Origin of the sequence: Mycobacterium sp. 48b, from assembly GCF_048282725.1 — a bacterium.
Classification (GTDB): domain Bacteria; phylum Actinomycetota; class Actinomycetes; order Mycobacteriales; family Mycobacteriaceae; genus Mycobacterium.
The window spans coordinates 5,389,999-5,405,992 of sequence record NZ_JBLVUL010000001.1; the positions used below are offsets into that span (position 1 = coordinate 5,389,999).

General features: G+C 64.8%; 17 protein-coding genes. 7 read left to right on the plus strand and 10 right to left on the minus strand.

The genetic code is table 11. The annotated features are described in order from the left end of the window. Positions 1–22 precede the first annotated feature (22 nt). Positions 23–1,906 carry a cellulase family glycosylhydrolase gene (locus tag ACNQR1_RS26320; RefSeq protein ID WP_418048565.1) on the minus strand — a complete coding sequence of 628 codons (1,884 nt, stop codon included), beginning with the start codon at positions 1,904–1,906 and terminating at the stop codon, positions 23–25. Between the two features lie 159 nt (positions 1,907–2,065). Here ACNQR1_RS26320 and ACNQR1_RS26325 point away from each other — a divergent pair, with 159 nt between their 5' ends. Then, positions 2,066–2,470: a hypothetical protein gene (locus tag ACNQR1_RS26325; RefSeq protein WP_418048566.1), complete on the plus strand. Its 405-nt coding sequence runs from the start codon at positions 2,066–2,068 to the stop codon at positions 2,468–2,470. A 39-nt stretch (positions 2,471–2,509) separates the two neighbouring features. Here the strand turns inward: ACNQR1_RS26325 and ACNQR1_RS26330 are convergent, their stop codons facing one another. Together ACNQR1_RS26330 and ACNQR1_RS26335 are read right to left on the minus strand one after the other, a co-directional pair. Beyond that, on the minus strand, positions 2,510–2,863 hold the full coding sequence (locus ACNQR1_RS26330) for a cupin domain-containing protein (RefSeq protein WP_418048567.1): 354 nt from the start codon (positions 2,861–2,863) through the stop codon (positions 2,510–2,512). A gap of 59 nt (positions 2,864–2,922) precedes the next feature. Next, positions 2,923–3,636 (minus strand): LysR substrate-binding domain-containing protein, encoded by a 714-nt coding sequence (locus ACNQR1_RS26335; RefSeq protein ID WP_418048568.1) that lies wholly within the window; start codon positions 3,634–3,636, stop codon positions 2,923–2,925. Positions 3,637–3,664: 28 nt separating this feature from the next. On the opposite strand from ACNQR1_RS26335, the gene ACNQR1_RS26340 reads away from it, so the two are divergent. Beyond that, positions 3,665–4,051, plus strand: coding sequence for a DUF5997 family protein (locus ACNQR1_RS26340; protein ID WP_418048569.1), 387 nt, complete (start codon positions 3,665–3,667; stop codon positions 4,049–4,051). A 31-nt stretch (positions 4,052–4,082) separates the two neighbouring features. Here the strand turns inward: ACNQR1_RS26340 and ACNQR1_RS26345 are convergent, their stop codons facing one another. Beyond that, complete coding sequence (locus ACNQR1_RS26345) at positions 4,083–4,739, minus strand: hypothetical protein (RefSeq protein ID WP_418048570.1); 657 nt, start codon at positions 4,737–4,739, stop codon at positions 4,083–4,085. Positions 4,740–4,954: 215 nt separating this feature from the next. Here ACNQR1_RS26345 and ACNQR1_RS26350 point away from each other — a divergent pair, with 215 nt between their 5' ends. Beyond that, positions 4,955–5,689, plus strand: a complete 735-nt coding sequence (locus tag ACNQR1_RS26350) for a DUF6882 domain-containing protein (RefSeq protein ID WP_418048571.1) — start codon at positions 4,955–4,957, stop codon at positions 5,687–5,689. Between the two features lie 272 nt (positions 5,690–5,961). Here the strand turns inward: ACNQR1_RS26350 and nrdE are convergent, their stop codons facing one another. From nrdE to ACNQR1_RS26370, 4 genes are all read right to left on the minus strand, one after another. Further along, positions 5,962–8,079: a class 1b ribonucleoside-diphosphate reductase subunit alpha gene (gene nrdE, locus ACNQR1_RS26355; protein ID WP_418050515.1), complete on the minus strand. Its 2,118-nt coding sequence runs from the start codon at positions 8,077–8,079 to the stop codon at positions 5,962–5,964. Positions 8,080–8,096: 17 nt separating this feature from the next. Beyond that, the gene (gene nrdI, locus ACNQR1_RS26360) at positions 8,097–8,549 is read right to left on the minus strand and encodes a class Ib ribonucleoside-diphosphate reductase assembly flavoprotein NrdI (protein WP_418048572.1); all 453 of its coding nucleotides are present in this window, start codon (positions 8,547–8,549) and stop codon (positions 8,097–8,099) included. A gap of 37 nt (positions 8,550–8,586) precedes the next feature. Then, on the minus strand, positions 8,587–8,826 hold the full coding sequence (locus tag ACNQR1_RS26365; RefSeq protein WP_163662789.1) for a redoxin NrdH: 240 nt from the start codon (positions 8,824–8,826) through the stop codon (positions 8,587–8,589). Positions 8,827–9,328: 502 nt separating this feature from the next. Beyond that, on the minus strand, positions 9,329–9,871 hold the full coding sequence (locus ACNQR1_RS26370; RefSeq protein ID WP_418048573.1) for an NAD(P)H-dependent oxidoreductase: 543 nt from the start codon (positions 9,869–9,871) through the stop codon (positions 9,329–9,331). A 90-nt stretch (positions 9,872–9,961) separates the two neighbouring features. Between ACNQR1_RS26370 and ACNQR1_RS26375 the strand changes: the two genes are divergently transcribed. Genes ACNQR1_RS26375 through ACNQR1_RS26385 form a run of 3 tightly spaced genes read left to right on the plus strand, consistent with a single transcriptional unit; the run spans position 9,962 to position 12,825 of the window. Then, on the plus strand, positions 9,962–10,567 hold the full coding sequence (locus ACNQR1_RS26375) for a helix-turn-helix domain-containing protein (protein ID WP_418048574.1): 606 nt from the start codon (positions 9,962–9,964) through the stop codon (positions 10,565–10,567). Positions 10,568–10,571: 4 nt separating this feature from the next. After that, positions 10,572–11,636 carry a DNA polymerase IV gene (locus tag ACNQR1_RS26380; RefSeq protein ID WP_418048575.1) on the plus strand — a complete coding sequence of 355 codons (1,065 nt, stop codon included), beginning with the start codon at positions 10,572–10,574 and terminating at the stop codon, positions 11,634–11,636. Between the two features lie 10 nt (positions 11,637–11,646). Further along, positions 11,647–12,825, plus strand: a complete 1,179-nt coding sequence (locus ACNQR1_RS26385; protein ID WP_418048576.1) for an AAA family ATPase — start codon at positions 11,647–11,649, stop codon at positions 12,823–12,825. On the opposite strand, the gene ACNQR1_RS26390 is transcribed toward ACNQR1_RS26385, so the two are convergent. Together ACNQR1_RS26390 and ACNQR1_RS26395 are read right to left on the minus strand one after the other, a co-directional pair. Then, positions 12,822–13,703 carry an SDR family oxidoreductase gene (locus ACNQR1_RS26390; RefSeq protein ID WP_418048577.1) on the minus strand — a complete coding sequence of 294 codons (882 nt, stop codon included), beginning with the start codon at positions 13,701–13,703 and terminating at the stop codon, positions 12,822–12,824. The genes ACNQR1_RS26385 and ACNQR1_RS26390 overlap by 4 nt on opposite strands. Before the next feature lie 22 nt (positions 13,704–13,725). Further along, on the minus strand, positions 13,726–14,379 hold the full coding sequence (locus ACNQR1_RS26395; protein ID WP_276127915.1) for a TetR/AcrR family transcriptional regulator: 654 nt from the start codon (positions 14,377–14,379) through the stop codon (positions 13,726–13,728). Positions 14,380–14,507: 128 nt separating this feature from the next. On the opposite strand from ACNQR1_RS26395, the gene ACNQR1_RS26400 reads away from it, so the two are divergent. Beyond that, positions 14,508–15,989 carry a cytochrome P450 gene (locus tag ACNQR1_RS26400; RefSeq protein WP_418048578.1) on the plus strand — a complete coding sequence of 494 codons (1,482 nt, stop codon included), beginning with the start codon at positions 14,508–14,510 and terminating at the stop codon, positions 15,987–15,989. The last annotated feature ends 5 nt before the right edge of the window (positions 15,990–15,994 follow it).

Consider the following 15,994-nt stretch of genomic DNA (forward strand, 5'->3'; position numbering starts at 1 on the left):
CGGCACCGCGACCGCACACGTGTCACGACTGGGACTCGGACTTCTTCGCGGCCTGTTCGGTTCGCGTCTGCCTGGCTGTGGACGTGCGGGCGTGCCTCGCGTTGTCCTTGGCAGCGATCGCCATACCCTTTCGATGCTTCCCGCCCGATACCGGCCGCTTCTCCCCCGCCGAGACCCCATCGGGACGAATCCGCTTCGCGGGTGACTGGGGTTCGGCGGACGTCGCGGACACCGCACCGGCCGATGAGTTCGGGTCGACGCTGTCGGGCGCACCCGGTTCTGCCGGCACCCCAGGTGACGACATGTCGAGATCGACTGTCAAACCTGCGGGTTTGGGCACATCACGTTGGTGCAGGCGGCCGAGCGTGATCTGGGTATCGCGAACCGCCCCGGCCAGGGTCAGACGGGTGTTGCGAATGTTGTTCTGCAGCGTCAGTTGGGTGTTGTGGAGGTTCTCGGTGATCGCATCGCCGATCTCCTGTGCGGCGTGTGTGATCGAGTTCTGCGCGTTGTGCAGGTTCGGCCCGGCGTTGACCAGCAGGCCGATACCGGCCTGTGCGAGAGGCGCGATCGCAGTCACCACGTGTGCCACGCCGAGCGAGACGGCTTCGGCAACGGTGGCGAACGCCCGCCGAACGGGAACCGGCATCGCCTCGAGCACGGCTGCAACCAGGGCGTTGGGGATGATCAATGCCTGATTGACCAGGCCGAAGCCCACGGAGGCAAGCTGCAGGTACACCTCCCGCGACAGCGACATTTTCGGAGCGGTGTAGTCGGTCACGCTGCCGGTGTCGTCGAGCTCGGCGATGAGTGCAGCCAGAATCAGCGCGGACTGTTTGGGTTTGCCGTCTGAGGTGAACAGACCAAAGTTGGCCTCGGCGTTCAAGACTCCGGTCTTCAGGTCCTGCGCGGTGTAGATGAACGCCGGCCCGGCGAAAGAGAGCCTGGACCAGGCGGCGAGGAAGTCCTGCATGAGCTGGGCCTGCTCGGTCTGCGTGTTACCGATGCCCGGAGTGGTGGCGGTGCCGTACTCGGTGGCCCATATCTTCAGGTCGCCGTCGCCGTTGGCGGCCATGATCGCGTACAACGCTCGAACCTGTTCCAGAGGAGAGTCCGTCACGCCCTCCCCCGCCGAGAAGGGCAGCGTGTAGTGGTAGGGATGGTAGGACAGGGCGTCGAAATACCCTCCGGCACCCGCCGCGTACATCTGGGCAAGGAATTGCTGTGGGCTGACACTGATTCCGTTGATGGTCTTGGTCGCACCGAGCGCCCCCGCGAGAACAGTGGCGTCTGGGTTGGCCAGCTTGATCGCGGTGTAGGCGGCCTTGAGTACGGCCGTGTATGAAGCCGCGCTGACCGGGGCGTAGAAGACGATGCCGTTCGGCTCGTTCCAGATTTCATAGGTGGAGATCTGACTGCCGTAGCGGGTGGCTACCGCGGACGCGAAGTTGGCGTAGGCGGTGGGGTCGGGTGCGCCCGCCAGGACCAAGCCGTCCCATGCGGGATTGCCCGTGATGTCGGCGGTGATCGAGAAACCCATCGATGTCGCGGTGTTGACGACGTTGTCCATCTTGGTCCAGTCATACGACGTGGAACTGGTGGGCTGGATGTACACCCAGGGCACGCCGATACGCAGATCGGTGACCCCCAGGCTCTTCATGGCGTTGAGCCGCTCGACCAGCTGGGCTTGGTCGAGATTGTAGAGAGTCGAATCCGCCACTCCGAAAGCTGTTGAGGAATCCTCGATTCCGGTGAGCAGCTGCACTTCGATCTGAACCACGTGATGCGACTGGGCCGCGACGGTCACGTCGGGTGGCTGCACGACGGCGGTTCCGGCCAGAACCGCGGCCGTCAGAGCGCCCGCCGCGATCTTGGCACGCAGAAGAGAGGTAGGTGTGATCGTCAACGTGGGTCCCCCAACCCGAGAGTGATATTGACGGGGAGGCTACCAAATCAGCAAATGAAGTTTCGACGATTGCAGCGTGAACACACCGACAGCGGATTGCGTTTCGCAGAACGAAAATTGGTGCAGCAGGGCACTGCTGGCAGGGCATAGCCTCGATCCATGACGTATGACGACGCCGGCTGGCATCACGATACGGCGATCGACACCGGCCTGGAGTTGGCAGCTGCCGGCACGCACATCGGGATGTTCATGGCATGGCTCGCCCTGCACGGCATGACGCAGCCCGACTACGCCCGGCCCGAGCTGTACGAGCGGACGATCACCCCGGGGGAATACCTACGCCGGCATTGTGTCGACCAGATCGATCCGTTCATGCTGACCGACACGGGCAATGCGTTCGCCTCGTCCGCCTACCGGCCCTACCTTCGCCAGTATGGGCACGTACCCGTCGTCGCCCGTCATGACTCGACGTACGAGACCCCGGACACGTGGGATACCTACGACGAAGTCGCGGTGCTGATCGATGCGCTCTATACCGAATGGCATTCTGCTATCGAGGGTTAACGGTCAAACGAAAGGTAGATCGGGCCGCGCCCCGTGTCCCTAGCCTTCCGGATAGAAAAGGAACAGCACGCACCCCTCCGTCGACTGCGGTACATGCCACGACCCGGCGGGCGCGTGCAGGAAAGTGCCTGCGGCGTAGTCGTTCACGCCGTCGTTGAATACACCGGAGACGACATAGACCTCTTCAGGGCCCGGGTCGTGTAGGTCTTCACCGACCCATGCCGCGCCCGGCGCGATCGTTGTGACCGCCGCTTTTGCCCCGTTGGCGCCCTTCCAGAGCAGTTGGACGGTGATTCCGGGAAAGACTTCGACCGGTTCGACGTCTGTAGTCGATTTCCAGACGTATCCGGGCGCGCTGGGGCCGAAAGACGCTGCATCACCGCTAGTTGTCATATGTGCACGAACCCACTGCGCCCGCTCGGGATTCCCGAACCGCCCCTGCCTCGGGTATGTCAGCGCCGCCCACGCTTGGCCGAACCCGGCTTGCGCGCCACCTTGCCCGCGGCCGCACGGGCGGCCTGCTTGGCGAGAGTCTTCTCCCGTGCGGTGCGTTTCGGTGCCGGCTGGGCTTGTCCCCGCGACGAGCCGGCTTTGCGGCCCCGCACGATCCCGATGAACTCCTCGACGAGTTCCGGCTGCGGGCCTTCCGGGAAAGCGAGCGCGACCGGGCAGGTGGGCGCCTCGGTGATCGGCCGGTATGTGAGGTCCTTACGGTGATGCAGCCGTGCCAGCGACTGGGGCACGATCAGCGCTCCCATCCCTGCGGCGACGAGTTCTATCGCGTCCTGCGTGGTCTCCGGCCGGTGGTCCACCGGCGCGCCGGGAGCCCCCGCCCAACCGACAACATCGTCGAGCGGAACCAGCGTCGGCTCGCCCTCGAGGTCTGCGGCGGTGACCTCGTCGACGGCGCTGAGAAGGTGATCAGTCGGGATCACCGCCACCGTTGTCTCCTCGTAGAGCGGGATCACCGCCAGCCCGGACATGTCGGCGGACGGGCGGAGCAACGCCACGTCGGCCGCGCCGTCCCGCACCGCGGCAGCTGCATCCGTCGCAGCAACGGCGTGCAATTGCAGCCGCACCTCGGGGTGGCGCTCCGTCCAGATCCGAGCCCACTTCGCGGGCGTCCCGCCAGGGACGTACGCGAGGGTGAGGGACTGCGGGGTCACCGCCTCAGGTTACCGATACGCTGAAGCCATGAGCAGGCCAAACGCGCAGTCCATGAAACCCGCTACCGCGGCGAAGAAGCTGGACGTGTACTTGCCCGCCACACCCGCGGAGTTTCAGGAGAACGCGATCACCCGCGCCGAGCTCGCCGAGTTGCAGGCCGACCCACCGCAGTGGCTCAAGGATCTCCGCAAGAACGGGCCGCACCCGAAGAACCTCGTGGCAGCCAAGCTCGGCATCTCGATCGCCGGCCTGGCGCGCGGCGATGTCGGGGATGCGCTCACCACCGAGCAGATCGATCAGCTGCTCGAGGAGAAGCCGGAGTGGCTGGTCGCCGAACGCAAGAGCTACCAGAACGTGCTGTCCGAGCAGCGGCGACTGAAGGCGCTGCGTGCGGAGCAGGGCCGGGAAAGCTGATCCGGAAGCTCGCAATACCGGCCTGCGTGGTCTAGGTGAAGTCCATCGGCTCCCACTGCAGCATTGATTCCCAGCCAGCGCTCTCGGTGGCCCACCCCCACAAAACCTTTTGGGCCAGTTGGCGATCCGGCGTGACCGCCTGATAGTGACGGTCCGGGCCACCGCGCCGATACTCGACCTCCACCTGCTCATCCAGTGGAAATTTCGACTGGATGTAGAACTGGTCGGCTCGCTCGATGATCACCCACGGATATTCAGGGTGGGGGTGATCGAAGAGATCACTCAGCAGAGCGGGGCTGAGGTAAGGCACGTCCCATCCGTCGCCCAATGTCACGGTGAGTCCCTGGATGTGGCCGCGCGGATCGTACAGCCGATCGCGCTGCGGATCGTAGAGTCCCAAACCGTGGTCGCGGGCGAGCTCCAACATCGCGGCACGGTTCTCGGGTATCGAACCGATCCATGTCGGCACCACCGCTCCTCGCGCGTCCCCGTCGATCGGCGCGACGCTGAGGAACCCTGACTCCTCGTCGTTCTCGTAGCCGTACTTCTGATGCAGTTCATCCATGAATCGCTGCACGTTGTCAGGCACGGGGCCTTGCGGTTGTTCACACATCGCGTTGTGTAGCGCCAAAGCTTGTTCGTGGGTGCCGATGAGTTCGGGGATCAGCACCGTGAAGTCGTAGCTCACGTTCTGGGACTCCTATGTTCGTCAGCGGACCGCTCAAGGACGTTGGCACCCACCTGTCCTGCCCAACTCCGGCACGCGGCTACCCGTTCGTGAAGCCATCGTATTTCGATTGGAGACCGGGTCGAAGCACCAAAAGCCAAGAACGGCAACGGACCGGCGCGAGGTCAGTGCCGCACCGATACGAAACGGCGGCCGTGCAGCACTAGTGTCTGGATGTGGCCATCGCATTCGAGGACTTGCGGGTATTGCACGACAGTGGGGCGCTGTATGCCGCCTTGAGTCAACTCCTTCTTCAGGAGGGAGTGGAGGAACGGCTGGGCGGCGAGTTCGACTACGCGGCGGACTTGGCTGAGGATTCCCTTGTCTTCACTGGTCACGAATCTGGGCAGACACTGGCCACCACGGTCGAGTTGATGGCCAGCGTCGCGCCCGGTCCGCAGTCGATCCTCTGGGGTCGTGCGCTGCCGTCCGGCGGTCGCGCGGGCGCACAGATGATTCTGGAGCGCGGCCGTGCTGACGGTCTGCCCAGCCTCCTGAACGACGAGGTGCCCTTCCCGGTCGGCAGCGACCCCGATACTGCAGCGGAGTACGCGGCGCTCGAAATCGGTGCGGTAGTGGCGGCGGTGACGGGCGGCGGCATCACCTACGTTGTGTCCCTTGGCGGGGGCTCCCTGGCCGTGCTCCTGCTGGGTGACCTCGAGTTCGCCCGGCCTCGGATCGACCATCGGTTCCCGGCGAGGGTGCCGATGGCATTGACGGCCGGCACGATCGAGGATCACCGATCCGCCATGCATGGTCTGGCAGTGATGTCAGGCTGGGTCATCGACTGGACCGACGATTGGACCCGTGCGGAACTCACCGACCCCGTGACCGGCAACGCTGCGATTGCAGAATTCGACGAGTACGCCCGACTCACCGGCTTGCGGCAACGGATTACGTCCACGGAATAGGTTCGCTGTTGCACGCCTGAGCCCACTCGATTTGAACGGCGCATCTCCGCGATGTTGTCCTCGGCCGACGCCGAATGGCCAGTTGTCAGACACTTTTTCGCGATTTGCGTGCAACAACTGGCCATTCGCCCCTGAGTAGCTCATCGGCGACTACATGACCGAGCACGGACTGACGCTGTCTCGCACAGCCGACGACGGTCACTCGACGTCACTGCTGCGATAGAAGCAGGCCAGGGGAATCTCCCCTGGCCTGCGACCTGTCTAGTAGTGCGTCACAACATGCAGCTGACGCAATTTTCTACCTCGGTGCCTTGCAGCGCCATCTGGCGGAGCCGGATGTAGTACAGCGTCTTGATTCCCTTGCGCCAGGCGTAGATCTGCGCCTTGTTGACGTCGCGGGTGCTGGCGGTGTCCTTGAAGAAGAGCGTCAGCGAAAGACCTTGATCCACATGCTGAGTCGCCGCGGCATAGGTGTCGATGATCTTCTCGTATCCGATCTCGTACGCGTCCTGGTAGTACTCCAGGTTGTCGTTGGTCAGATACGGCGCCGGGTAGTAGACCCGGCCGATCTTGCCTTCCTTGCGGATCTCGATCTTGCTCGCCACCGGGTGGATCGACGACGTCGAGTGGTTGATGTAGGAGATCGACCCGGTCGGCGGGACGGCCTGCAGGTTCTGGTTGTAGATGCCGTGCTCCTGCACCGACTCCTTCAACTGCTTCCAGTCATCCTGTGTCGGAATGTGGATCTCGGCGTCGGCGAAGATCTGCCGCACCTTGTCGGTGGCCGGCTCCCACGCCTGCTCGGTGTACTTGTCGAAGAACTCACCGGAGGCGTACTTCGAGTCCTCGAACCCGCCGAAGCTGGTGCCTCGTTCAATCGCAATGAGATTCGAGGCCCGCAGCGCGTGGAACAGCACGGTGTAGAAGTAGATGTTGGTGAAGTCGATGCCCTCTTCGGATCCGTAGTGGATCCGTTCGCGGGCCAGGTACCCGTGCAGGTTCATCTGCCCCAGGCCGATCGCGTGCGAGCTGTTGTTGCCCTGCTCGATCGACGGCACCGACCAGATGTGGGTCTGGTCGCTCACCGCGGTCAGCGCCCGGATGGCCACCTCGATGGACTGGGCGAAGTCCGGTGAGTCCATCGTCTTGGCGATGTTCATCGACCCCAGGTTGCACGAGATGTCCTTGCCCACCTTGGAGTAGGACAGATCGTCGTTGAACTCCGAGGCGGTGGAGACCTGCAGGATCTCCGAGCACAGGTTGGAGTGGGTGATCTTGCCGGCGATCGGGTTGGCCCGGTTCACCGTGTCCTCGTACATGATGTACGGGTAGCCCGACTCGAACTGCAGCTCGGCCAGCGTCTGGAAGAATTCGCGCGCCTTGATCTTGGTCTTGCGGATCCGCGCGTCGTCGACCATCTCGTAGTACTTCTCGGTCACCGAGATGTCGGCGAACGGAACGCCGTAGACCTTCTCGACGTCGTACGGCGAGAACAGGTACATGTCCTCGTTCTTCTTGGCCAGCTCGAAGGTGATGTCCGGGATCACCACGCCGAGGCTCAGCGTCTTGATCCGGATCTTCTCGTCGGCGTTCTCGCGCTTGGTGTCGAGGAACCGGTAGATGTCGGGGTGGTGCGCATGCAGGTACACCGCACCGGCACCCTGGCGGGCGCCGAGCTGGTTGGCGTAGGAGAACGAGTCCTCCAGCAGCTTCATGATCGGGATGACGCCCGAGCTCTGGTTCTCGATGTTCTTGATCGGGGCGCCGTGCTCACGAATGTTGGTCAGCAACAGGGCAACTCCACCACCGCGCTTGGACAGCTGCAGGGCCGAGTTGATCGAGCGCCCGATGGACTCCATGTTGTCCTCGATGCGCAGCAGGAAGCAGGACACCGGCTCGCCGCGCTGCTTCTTGCCCGAGTTGAGGAATGTCGGGGTGGCCGGCTGGAAGCGGCCGTCGATGATCTCGTCGACGAGCTTCTCGGCCAGCACGGTGTCACCAGCGGCCAGGGCCAGTGCCACCATCACGACGCGGTCTTCGAAGCGCTCCAGGTAGCGCTTCCCGTCGAAGGTCTTGAGCGTGTAGGAGGTGTAGTACTTGAACGCGCCGAGGAACGTCGGGAACCGGAACTTCTTGGCATACGCGCGATCCAGCAGGCTCTTGACGAAGTTGCGGCTGTACTGATCGAGCACCTCGCGCTCGTAGTACTCCTTCTCGATCAGGTAGTCGAGCTTCTCGTCCTGACTGTGGAAGAACACCGTGTTCTGGTTGACGTGCTGCAGGAAGTACTCCCGCGCGGCCCGCACATCCTTGTCGAACTGAATCTTGCCGTCGGCGTCGTACAGATTCAGCATCGCGTTGAGCGCGTGGTAATCAGTCTCTCCGGGCAGCGTATGCCCGGGGGTGGTTACAGGCTCTGCAGCTGTGACGGTTGGTGGCACGTCTGGTCCTTCCAAAAGTCTTTCAACCCCGAACGGACAGCTTCGACGTCGTCCGGGGTCCCCATGAGTTCGAAGCGATACAGGTACGGCACACCGCATTTGCGCGAGACCACATCGCCCGCGTACGCGAATTCCGCACCGAAGTTGTTGTTGCCCGCGGCAATGACGCCGCGGATCAACGACCGGTTGTGTTCATTGTTCAGAAATGCGATGACCTGCTTGGGCACGTAGCCCCCGTTGTTGATGTCGGGGGTGGCCCGGCCGCCGCCGTAAGTCGGAAGGATCAGAACGTAAGGCTCGTTCACCTCGATGCGGCCGTGCAGGGGAATCCTGGTGACTCGGTCTTCGGGCCAATGCAGCTTCTGGACGAAGCGGTGGGTGTTCTCCGAGACACTGGAGAAGTAGACGAGGTGACTCATCGTGTTCTCCGTCCTCCCCCGTAGTGATGACCTTCTGTTACGCGGTCGCCGCGACCGTGCTGAGGGCCTTGATCCGATCCGGCCGGAAGCCCGACCAGTGCTCGTTGCCGGCGACGACCACCGGGGCCTGCAGGTAACCGAGCGCCATGACGTAGTCACGGGCCTCGCTGTCGAGGGTGATGTCGACCTTCTCGAACTCGATGCCCTGCTTTTCCAACGCCTTGTAGGTGGCGTTGCACTGCACGCATGCGGGCTTGGTGTACACGGTGACGGTCATCTTCGGTACGGCTCCTCTTGCGGAAAGTGAACAAACTAGACAGGTGACTGGCAACTGATCGGGTCTTACGTTTCGCTTAAGTTCAGCGACCTTCGGGCCGCCAAAATTCCTGCCGGTCGAAGCCGCTCTCCGGCTGGTCTTGAAACCGACTCGGCCGGATTCGCTGCGCTCCGGCCGGCACCCGAACTGTGGTGGCCTGTCGGTCTCACAGACACTACACCTAGTGGCCGACAGTTCGAAGCCATACAACATGTTCTGAATAACATTTCTGAAATTCCCAGGTCGTAAGCTTGCCAGCAACCACGTTCACGGCGTGTCGCGCTCGACTTGACAGACCGTGTCGCGCCGCACCACCAGATGTAGCACCAGGCACCGACAAGTCCGTCCGCCGCAAAGCGCAAGACCCCCCAATAGCAAAGCCGCCGGCCGGGTCGGAACGACCCAGCCGGCGGCAAGATTTTGCCGGAAAGCGGCGCAAACGGCAAAACGCGAAGACGACCCCTCAGCCGACCTCGGTTGTGAGCTTGCTCACAATGTCGCGCAGCGTCTCTGCCACCTCGACGTTCTCCCTGGGGTGCTTGCCGTCGAGCGACTTGGACGGCACCGACAGCTTCAGATCTTCGACCACGCGCGGCCCGGCGATGCCGAAGGATTTACGAGTCTCGTCGTGCGCCCACACCCCGCCGTACTGCCCGAGTGCCGCCCCGACGACCGCCAGCGGCTTGTCCTTGAGCGCGCCGTTGCCCCACGGCCGCGACAGCCAGTCGATGGCGTTCTTCAACACGCCGGGGATGCTGCCGTTGTATTCGGGCGTGACCACCAGTGCGGCGTCGGCCTCGGCGGCCGCCGCACGCAGCGCGACCACGGGCTCGGCCACCTCCGCGGTGTCGACGTCCTCGTTGTAGAAGGGCAACTCCCCCAGCCGATCGAAGATCTTCAGTTCCACCCCGTCGGGCGCCTGCTCCACCGCCAGTTCGGCGAGCTGCCTGTTGATCGAGGCTGCACGCAGGCTTCCTACCAACACCAAGACCTTGACATCGGCCATGTTCACCACTCCCTTGTTCGTCTCGCCCGATTCTCGCAACGATCAACCGGACTGTGGTCCGATTAATTCCATCTGAGTTAAAGTGCAGTTGTGGCAGCCTCCGACCGCCCGACCCAGCTCGCGGGCATCGACCCGGCGCCACAAGAACGCGGCGATGCCGCCCGAAACCGCGTGCTCATTCTCGACGCCGCGCGCCGGCTCATCGCCGAACGGGGACCGGACGCGGTCAGCACCGACGATATCGCGATCGAGGCCGGCGTCGGGAAGGGCACGGTGTTCCGCAGGTTCGGCAGCCGTGCGGGGTTGATGATGGTGCTCCTCGACGAGGACGAGACCGCCGAACAGGACGCCTTCATGTTCGGTCCGCCCCCGCTGGGGCCCGGCGCACCCCCGCTGGAACGACTGCTGGCCTACGGCGCGGATCGCCTCCGGTTCGTGCACTGCCACCAGGCCCTGCTGTCCGATGCCATCCGGGATCCCGCCCTGCGCTACACCGGCCCGTTCACCCTGCACCGCACCCACGTTCGGATGCTTCTCGAAACTGCCTGCACCACAGGCGATCTCGACGCCCAGGCCGACGCGCTGATCGCGCTACTGGACCCTGACTACCTGGCCCACCAGCTCTCCGCCGGCCGCAGCCTCGACGAGCTGACGGCAGCGTGGCAGGACACGGCCCGCAAGTTGTGTGGCCACTAGCGCCATGACCGCCTGGGTGCTACATGTCGACCTGGACCAGTTCCTGGCGTCGGTGGAGCTGCGCCGCCACCCCGAACTCGAGGGCCTGCCCGTCATCGTCGGCGGCAGCGGTGACCCCACCGAGCCCCGCAAGGTGGTCACCTGTGCGTCGTATCAGGCGCGTGAGTTCGGGGTGCACGCCGGCATGCCGCTGCGCACGGCGGCACGCAAATGCCCCGACGCCACCTTTCTGCCGTCGGACCCGGACGCCTACGACGCGGCTTCCGAACAGGTGATGAGCCTGCTGCGCGATCTCGGCCACCCGCTGGAGGTCTGGGGCTGGGACGAGGCCTACCTGGGAGCCGACGTGAGCGATCCGGTCGAGCTGGCCGAGCGCATCCGCACGGTGATCGCCGCCGAGACCGGGCTGTCCTGCTCGGTGGGTATCAGCGACAACAAGCAGCGTGCCAAGGTGGCGACGGGACTGGCCAAACCCGCAGGTGTCTACGTGCTCACCGAGGCCAACTGGATGTCGGTGATGGGCGACCGCCCGACCGATGCGCTGTGGGGCGTCGGACCCAAGACCACGAAAAAGCTTGCCACGCTGGGCATCACCACAGTCGCCGATCTGGCCGCCACCGATGCGACCGTGCTCACGTCGGCCTTTGGGCCCAGTACCGGGCTGTGGATCCTGTTGCTGGCCAAGGGCGGCGGTGATACCGAGGTGAGCTCCGAGCCGTGGATTCCACGCTCACGCAGTCACGTCATCACCTTTCCCGCCGATCTCACCGAGCGCAGCGAGATGGAGGACGCGATCCGCGAGCTGACTCGACGAACCCTGGACGAGGTGGTCGAGCAGGGGCGCATCGTCACCCGCGTGGCGGTCACGGTGCGTACCAGCACCTTCTATACGCGCACCAAGATCCGCAAGCTGAGTTCGCCGAGCACCGACGCCGGCCTGATCACCGACACCGCGCTGACGGTCTTCGATCAGTTCGAGCTGGACCGACCCGTCCGGCTGCTGGGGGTTCGGCTCGAACTGTCGATGGACGATGTTCCGGCTGCCGCGATTGTCACCGCCGACCAATAACCTCGTCCCCATGCTGCAGACCATCGCGATCCGGGGCTACCGCTCATTACGAGAGGTGATCCTGCCGCTGGCCGAACTCACGGTGGTGACCGGCGCCAACGGCACCGGCAAGTCGTCCATCTACCGCGCACTGCGGCTGCTGGCGGACTGCGGGCGGGGCCAGGTGATCGGCTCGCTGGCCCGCGAGGGCGGCCTGCAGTCGGTCTTATGGGCAGGCCCGGAAAAACCGAGCGAGCAGGCCCAGGGCACCGTCCGTACCCGCCCGGTGTCGCTTGAACTCGGTTTCTCCGCAGATGATTTCGGCTACCTGGTCGATCTGGGGCTGCCGCAGATGGCCGGATCCGGTGGAACACCGTCGGCATTCTCACTCGATCCGGAGATCAAACGGGAGGTGGTGTTCGCAGGGCCGGTGTTGCGCCCGGCCTCGACACTGGTGAGCCGCACTCGCGAGTACGCCGAAGTCGCCGCGCAGTCGGGCCGGGGTTTCGACGAGCTGACCCGCTCGCTGCCGTCCTACCGCAGCGTGCTGGCCGAATACGCCCACCCCCACGCGCTTCCCGAACTGTCGGCGGTGTCCGACCGTCTCCGCGACTGGCGGTTCTACGACGGGTTCCGCGTCGACGCCGGGGCTCCTGCGCGTCAACCACACGTCGGCACCCGCACCCCGGTGCTCTCCGATGACGGCTCCGATCTGGCTGCGGCGGTGCAGACGATCGTCGAGACGACCTTCGACGACTTGGCCCGCGCAGTTGCCGACGCCTTCGACGGAGCGACGGTCTCGGTTGCGGTCAACGACGGGCTGTTCGACCTTCAACTGCGTCAGCGTGGGATGCTGCGACCTCTTCGCGCGGCCGAATTGTCGGACGGCACGCTGCGTTTCCTGCTGTGGGCGACGGCCCTGGCCAGTCCCCGGCCCCCCTCGTTGATGGTGCTCAACGAGCCCGAGACCTCCTTGCACCCCGACCTGGTCCGGCCGTTGGCCTCACTGATCCGCACTGCGGCCAAACAATCGCAGGTGGTCGTGGTGACCCATTCGCGCGCCCTGCTGGACTTCCTGGAGGCCACACCGGCCGCCGAGGAGCAGCGCGGCAACGCTATCGAGGTGGAGCTCTACAAGCAGTGGGGCGAGACGAAGGTGGAAGGGTTCGGCATGCTCAACACGCCGTCCTGGCATTGGGGAAAACGCTAGGGCTGCACGGATTTCGGCCGCAGCGCCCGGCTGAACAACACGTTGACCTGCCGCATCGCCACGCTGTAGGGCCACCACGCGACCCGCTTGAACGCGTACAGGGCGCGGATGTCGGCAGAGGTGTAGATCATGAAGCGGTTGCGGCCCACCCCGGCCAGGATCTTGTCGGCGGCCTTCTCCGGCGAGATGGCGTGGCCGGCGAACCGGTCCACCCACTTCTGCACGTTCGGGTCCTCCCGGTCCACGCCGGCGATCTGAACCGTCTGCACCAGACCGGTTTTCACCGCACCGGGCACCACGACCGACACTCCGATGCGGTGGCGGGCCAGGTCGAAGCGCAGCACCTCGCTCAGCCCGCGCAACCCGTACTTGCTGGCGCTGTAGGCGCTGTGCCATGGCAGCGCGACGATGCCCGCGGCCGAGGACACGTTCACCAGATGCCCACCGCGGCGGGCCTCCACCATCGGCGGCAGGAACGTCTCGATCACGTGGATCGGTCCCATCAGGTTGACGTCGATCATCGACCGCCAATGTTGATGGGTGAGTTGGTCGACGGTCCCCCATGCCGACACCCCGGCGATGTTCATCACCACGTCCATCGCGGAATGCGCCGCGTGGATGTCGGCACCGAAGGCCGCCACCTGGTCGTAGTCGGAGATGTCCAAGGCCCGGTGGGCAGGCACCTGGGCGCCCAGTGCCCGGGCATCGGCCACGGTCTGGGCCAGCCCGACCTCGTCCCGGTCGGTCAGGTACAACTCAGCGCCACGGGCTGCCAGTGCCAGCGCCGTGGCGCGGCCGATGCCGCTGGCCGCGCCGGTGATCAAACACTTCTTGCCCCGAAAGTCAGCCCGGGCGTTACCCGCGGTATCACTCCCCATAGCGGTGACCTTACCTGTGACGCTAGCCCTCCTGGCCACCCCACAGTGCGTTGAGCCACAGTCGCTCGACCACGTCGAGCGCGCGCGCCGGGTCGGTGCCCCGCCCGACGAAGGCGGAGTCGTGCGAGAGCGTCATCGCCGTGGTCGCCACCAGGGTCCGGACCAGCGCGGGCAGGTCGTCCGAGATCGGCCGGGCACCGGCGTCTTGTTCGACGAGGCCCACGATCTGGTCGATCACGGCGTCCTCGTAGTCGTTCATCAACTCGCGGATCTGGGCGTCGGTGTTCTGGGCGACGGTGCAGGCCGACATGATCGGGTCGTTGGTGGCGAAGACGGTCGCCGCGCTGCCGACCATCCGCTTGGCGAAGGCGGCGGGTGTCTCACCCGCGTCCCGCGGCGCGTAGTTGTGCGTCAACGCGGCGAGTTGTTCCATCGCGTCGGAGACGATCACGGCCAGCACCGCGTACTTCGAATCGAAGTAGAAGTAGAAGCCCGACCGGGCCACCCCGGCGCGTTCGCTGATGGTGCTCACCGACAGATCGGCGAACGACTGCTCCTCGAGCAGGTCCCGCACGGCCGCCACGATCGCCTCGCGTTGCCGGTCACCCCGGCTGCGACGGGCCTGCGGACGCCCGGTGGAGCCATTGCTGCTCCCCGGTATCGATTCGGCGGTCATGGCATTAGACCTTTGCATCCACGACGCGCCAGTTCAAAACTTGACATGCGTCAAGTCTGACAGTCAGGATGGCGTCAAGTGGTGAGATCGACCACACTTCGTCAGCCTTTTATGGTCAGGAGCGGCCCATGGCAACCATCAGCACCCCGCATTACCTGCTCGATCAGGCCAAGCGCCGGTTCACCCCGACGCCCAACACACTGCCGGGCATGGGTGCGCTGGAGAAGCGGCTCAAGGCCAAGCAATGGGACCAGTTCGTATTCGCCGAGCCGCCGGCCGGCAGTGGACTCAAGCCGATCAGCGGCGACTCCGGTTTGCCGATCATCGGCCACATGATCGAGATCTTCCGCGGCGGTCCCGACTTCATCCTGGAGCTGTACCGCAAGCACGGCCCCATTTACTACGCGCAGTCACCCGCGCTCTCTTCGGTGATGGCACTCGGGCCGGACGCGACCCAGGCAGTGTTCTCCAACCGCAACAAGGACTTCTCGCAGCGCGCCTGGGATCCGGTCATCGGCCCGTTCTTCGAGGGCGGCCTGATGTTGCTGGACTTCGACGAGCACATGTTCCACCGCCGGATCATGCAGGAGGCGTTCACCCGCACCAGGCTGACCGGTTACATCTCGCACATCGATTCGGTGGCCACGAGCGTGCTGGCCAACGACTGGGTGGCCAACGACCCGCGCTTCCTCCTGCACCCGGCGATGAAGGAACTCACGCTCGACATCGCGTCCGAGGTCTTCATGGGCGTGCCGGCCGGCACCGACCGCGCGCTGGTCACCACGGTCAACAACGCGTTCACCACCACCACGCGGGCGGGCAACGCGATCGTGCGGACCTCGGTGCCGCCGCTGAAGTGGTGGAGGGGCATCCAGGCCCGCAAGACCCTGGAGGACTACTTCGCCAGTCGCATCGGCGAGAAGCGCCAGTCGGAGAGCACCGACATGTTCAGCGTGCTGTGTCATACCGCCGACGAGGACGGGCAGTCCTTCACCGACGACCAGATCATCAGCCACATGATCTTCCTGATGATGGCCGCCCACGACACGTCCACCTCGACGATGACGACGATGTGTTACCACCTGGCGGCCAACCCCGAGTGGCAGGAACGCCTGCGCGACGACTCCGCGCGGATCGGCGACGGGCCGCTGGACTTCGAGGCGTTGGACAAGTTGGAAACCTATGACCTGGTGATCAACGAGTCACTGCGGATGATGACGCCGCTGCCGTTCAACTTCCGTCAGGCGGTGCGCGACACCGACCTGCTGGGCTACTTCATCCCGGCCGGCACGAGCGTGGTGACCTGGCCGTCGATCAACCACAGGTTGCCGGAATTGTGGACCGATCCGGACAAGTTCGACCCGGATCGCTTCGCCGAGCCGCGCAGCGAGCACAAGAAGCACCGCTACGCGTTCGCCCCGTTCGGCGGTGGTGCCCACAAGTGCATCGGCATGGTGTTCGGCCAGCTGGAGATCAAGACCGTGATGCACCGGCTGCTGCGCCGCTACAAGCTGGAACTCGCCAGCCCGGATTACAAGCCGAGCTACGACTACGGCGGCATGCCGGTGCCGATCGACGGCATGCCGATCGTGCTGCGCCCGCTGCGCTGACACGG

Bases quoted from the DNA above. Each gene is read 5' to 3' on its own strand.
- ACNQR1_RS26325 (WP_418048566.1), top strand. From the start codon at position 2,066: ATGACGTATGACGACGCCGGCTGGCATCACGATACGGCGATCGACACC.
- ACNQR1_RS26370 (WP_418048573.1), bottom strand. From the start codon at position 9,871: ATGGCCGATGTCAAGGTCTTGGTGTTGGTAGGAAGCCTGCGTGCAGCC.
- ACNQR1_RS26395 (WP_276127915.1), bottom strand. From the start codon at position 14,379: ATGACCGCCGAATCGATACCGGGGAGCAGCAATGGCTCCACCGGGCGT.
- ACNQR1_RS26390 (WP_418048577.1), bottom strand. From the start codon at position 13,703: ATGGGGAGTGATACCGCGGGTAACGCCCGGGCTGACTTTCGGGGCAAG.
- nrdI (WP_418048572.1), bottom strand. From the start codon at position 8,549: ATGAGTCACCTCGTCTACTTCTCCAGTGTCTCGGAGAACACCCACCGC.
- ACNQR1_RS26400 (WP_418048578.1), top strand. From the start codon at position 14,508: ATGGCAACCATCAGCACCCCGCATTACCTGCTCGATCAGGCCAAGCGC.
- ACNQR1_RS26385 (WP_418048576.1), top strand. From the start codon at position 11,647: ATGCTGCAGACCATCGCGATCCGGGGCTACCGCTCATTACGAGAGGTG.
- ACNQR1_RS26330 (WP_418048567.1), bottom strand. From the start codon at position 2,863: ATGACAACTAGCGGTGATGCAGCGTCTTTCGGCCCCAGCGCGCCCGGA.
- ACNQR1_RS26380 (WP_418048575.1), top strand. From the start codon at position 10,572: ATGACCGCCTGGGTGCTACATGTCGACCTGGACCAGTTCCTGGCGTCG.
- ACNQR1_RS26365 (WP_163662789.1), bottom strand. From the start codon at position 8,826: ATGACCGTCACCGTGTACACCAAGCCCGCATGCGTGCAGTGCAACGCC.
- ACNQR1_RS26340 (WP_418048569.1), top strand. From the start codon at position 3,665: ATGAGCAGGCCAAACGCGCAGTCCATGAAACCCGCTACCGCGGCGAAG.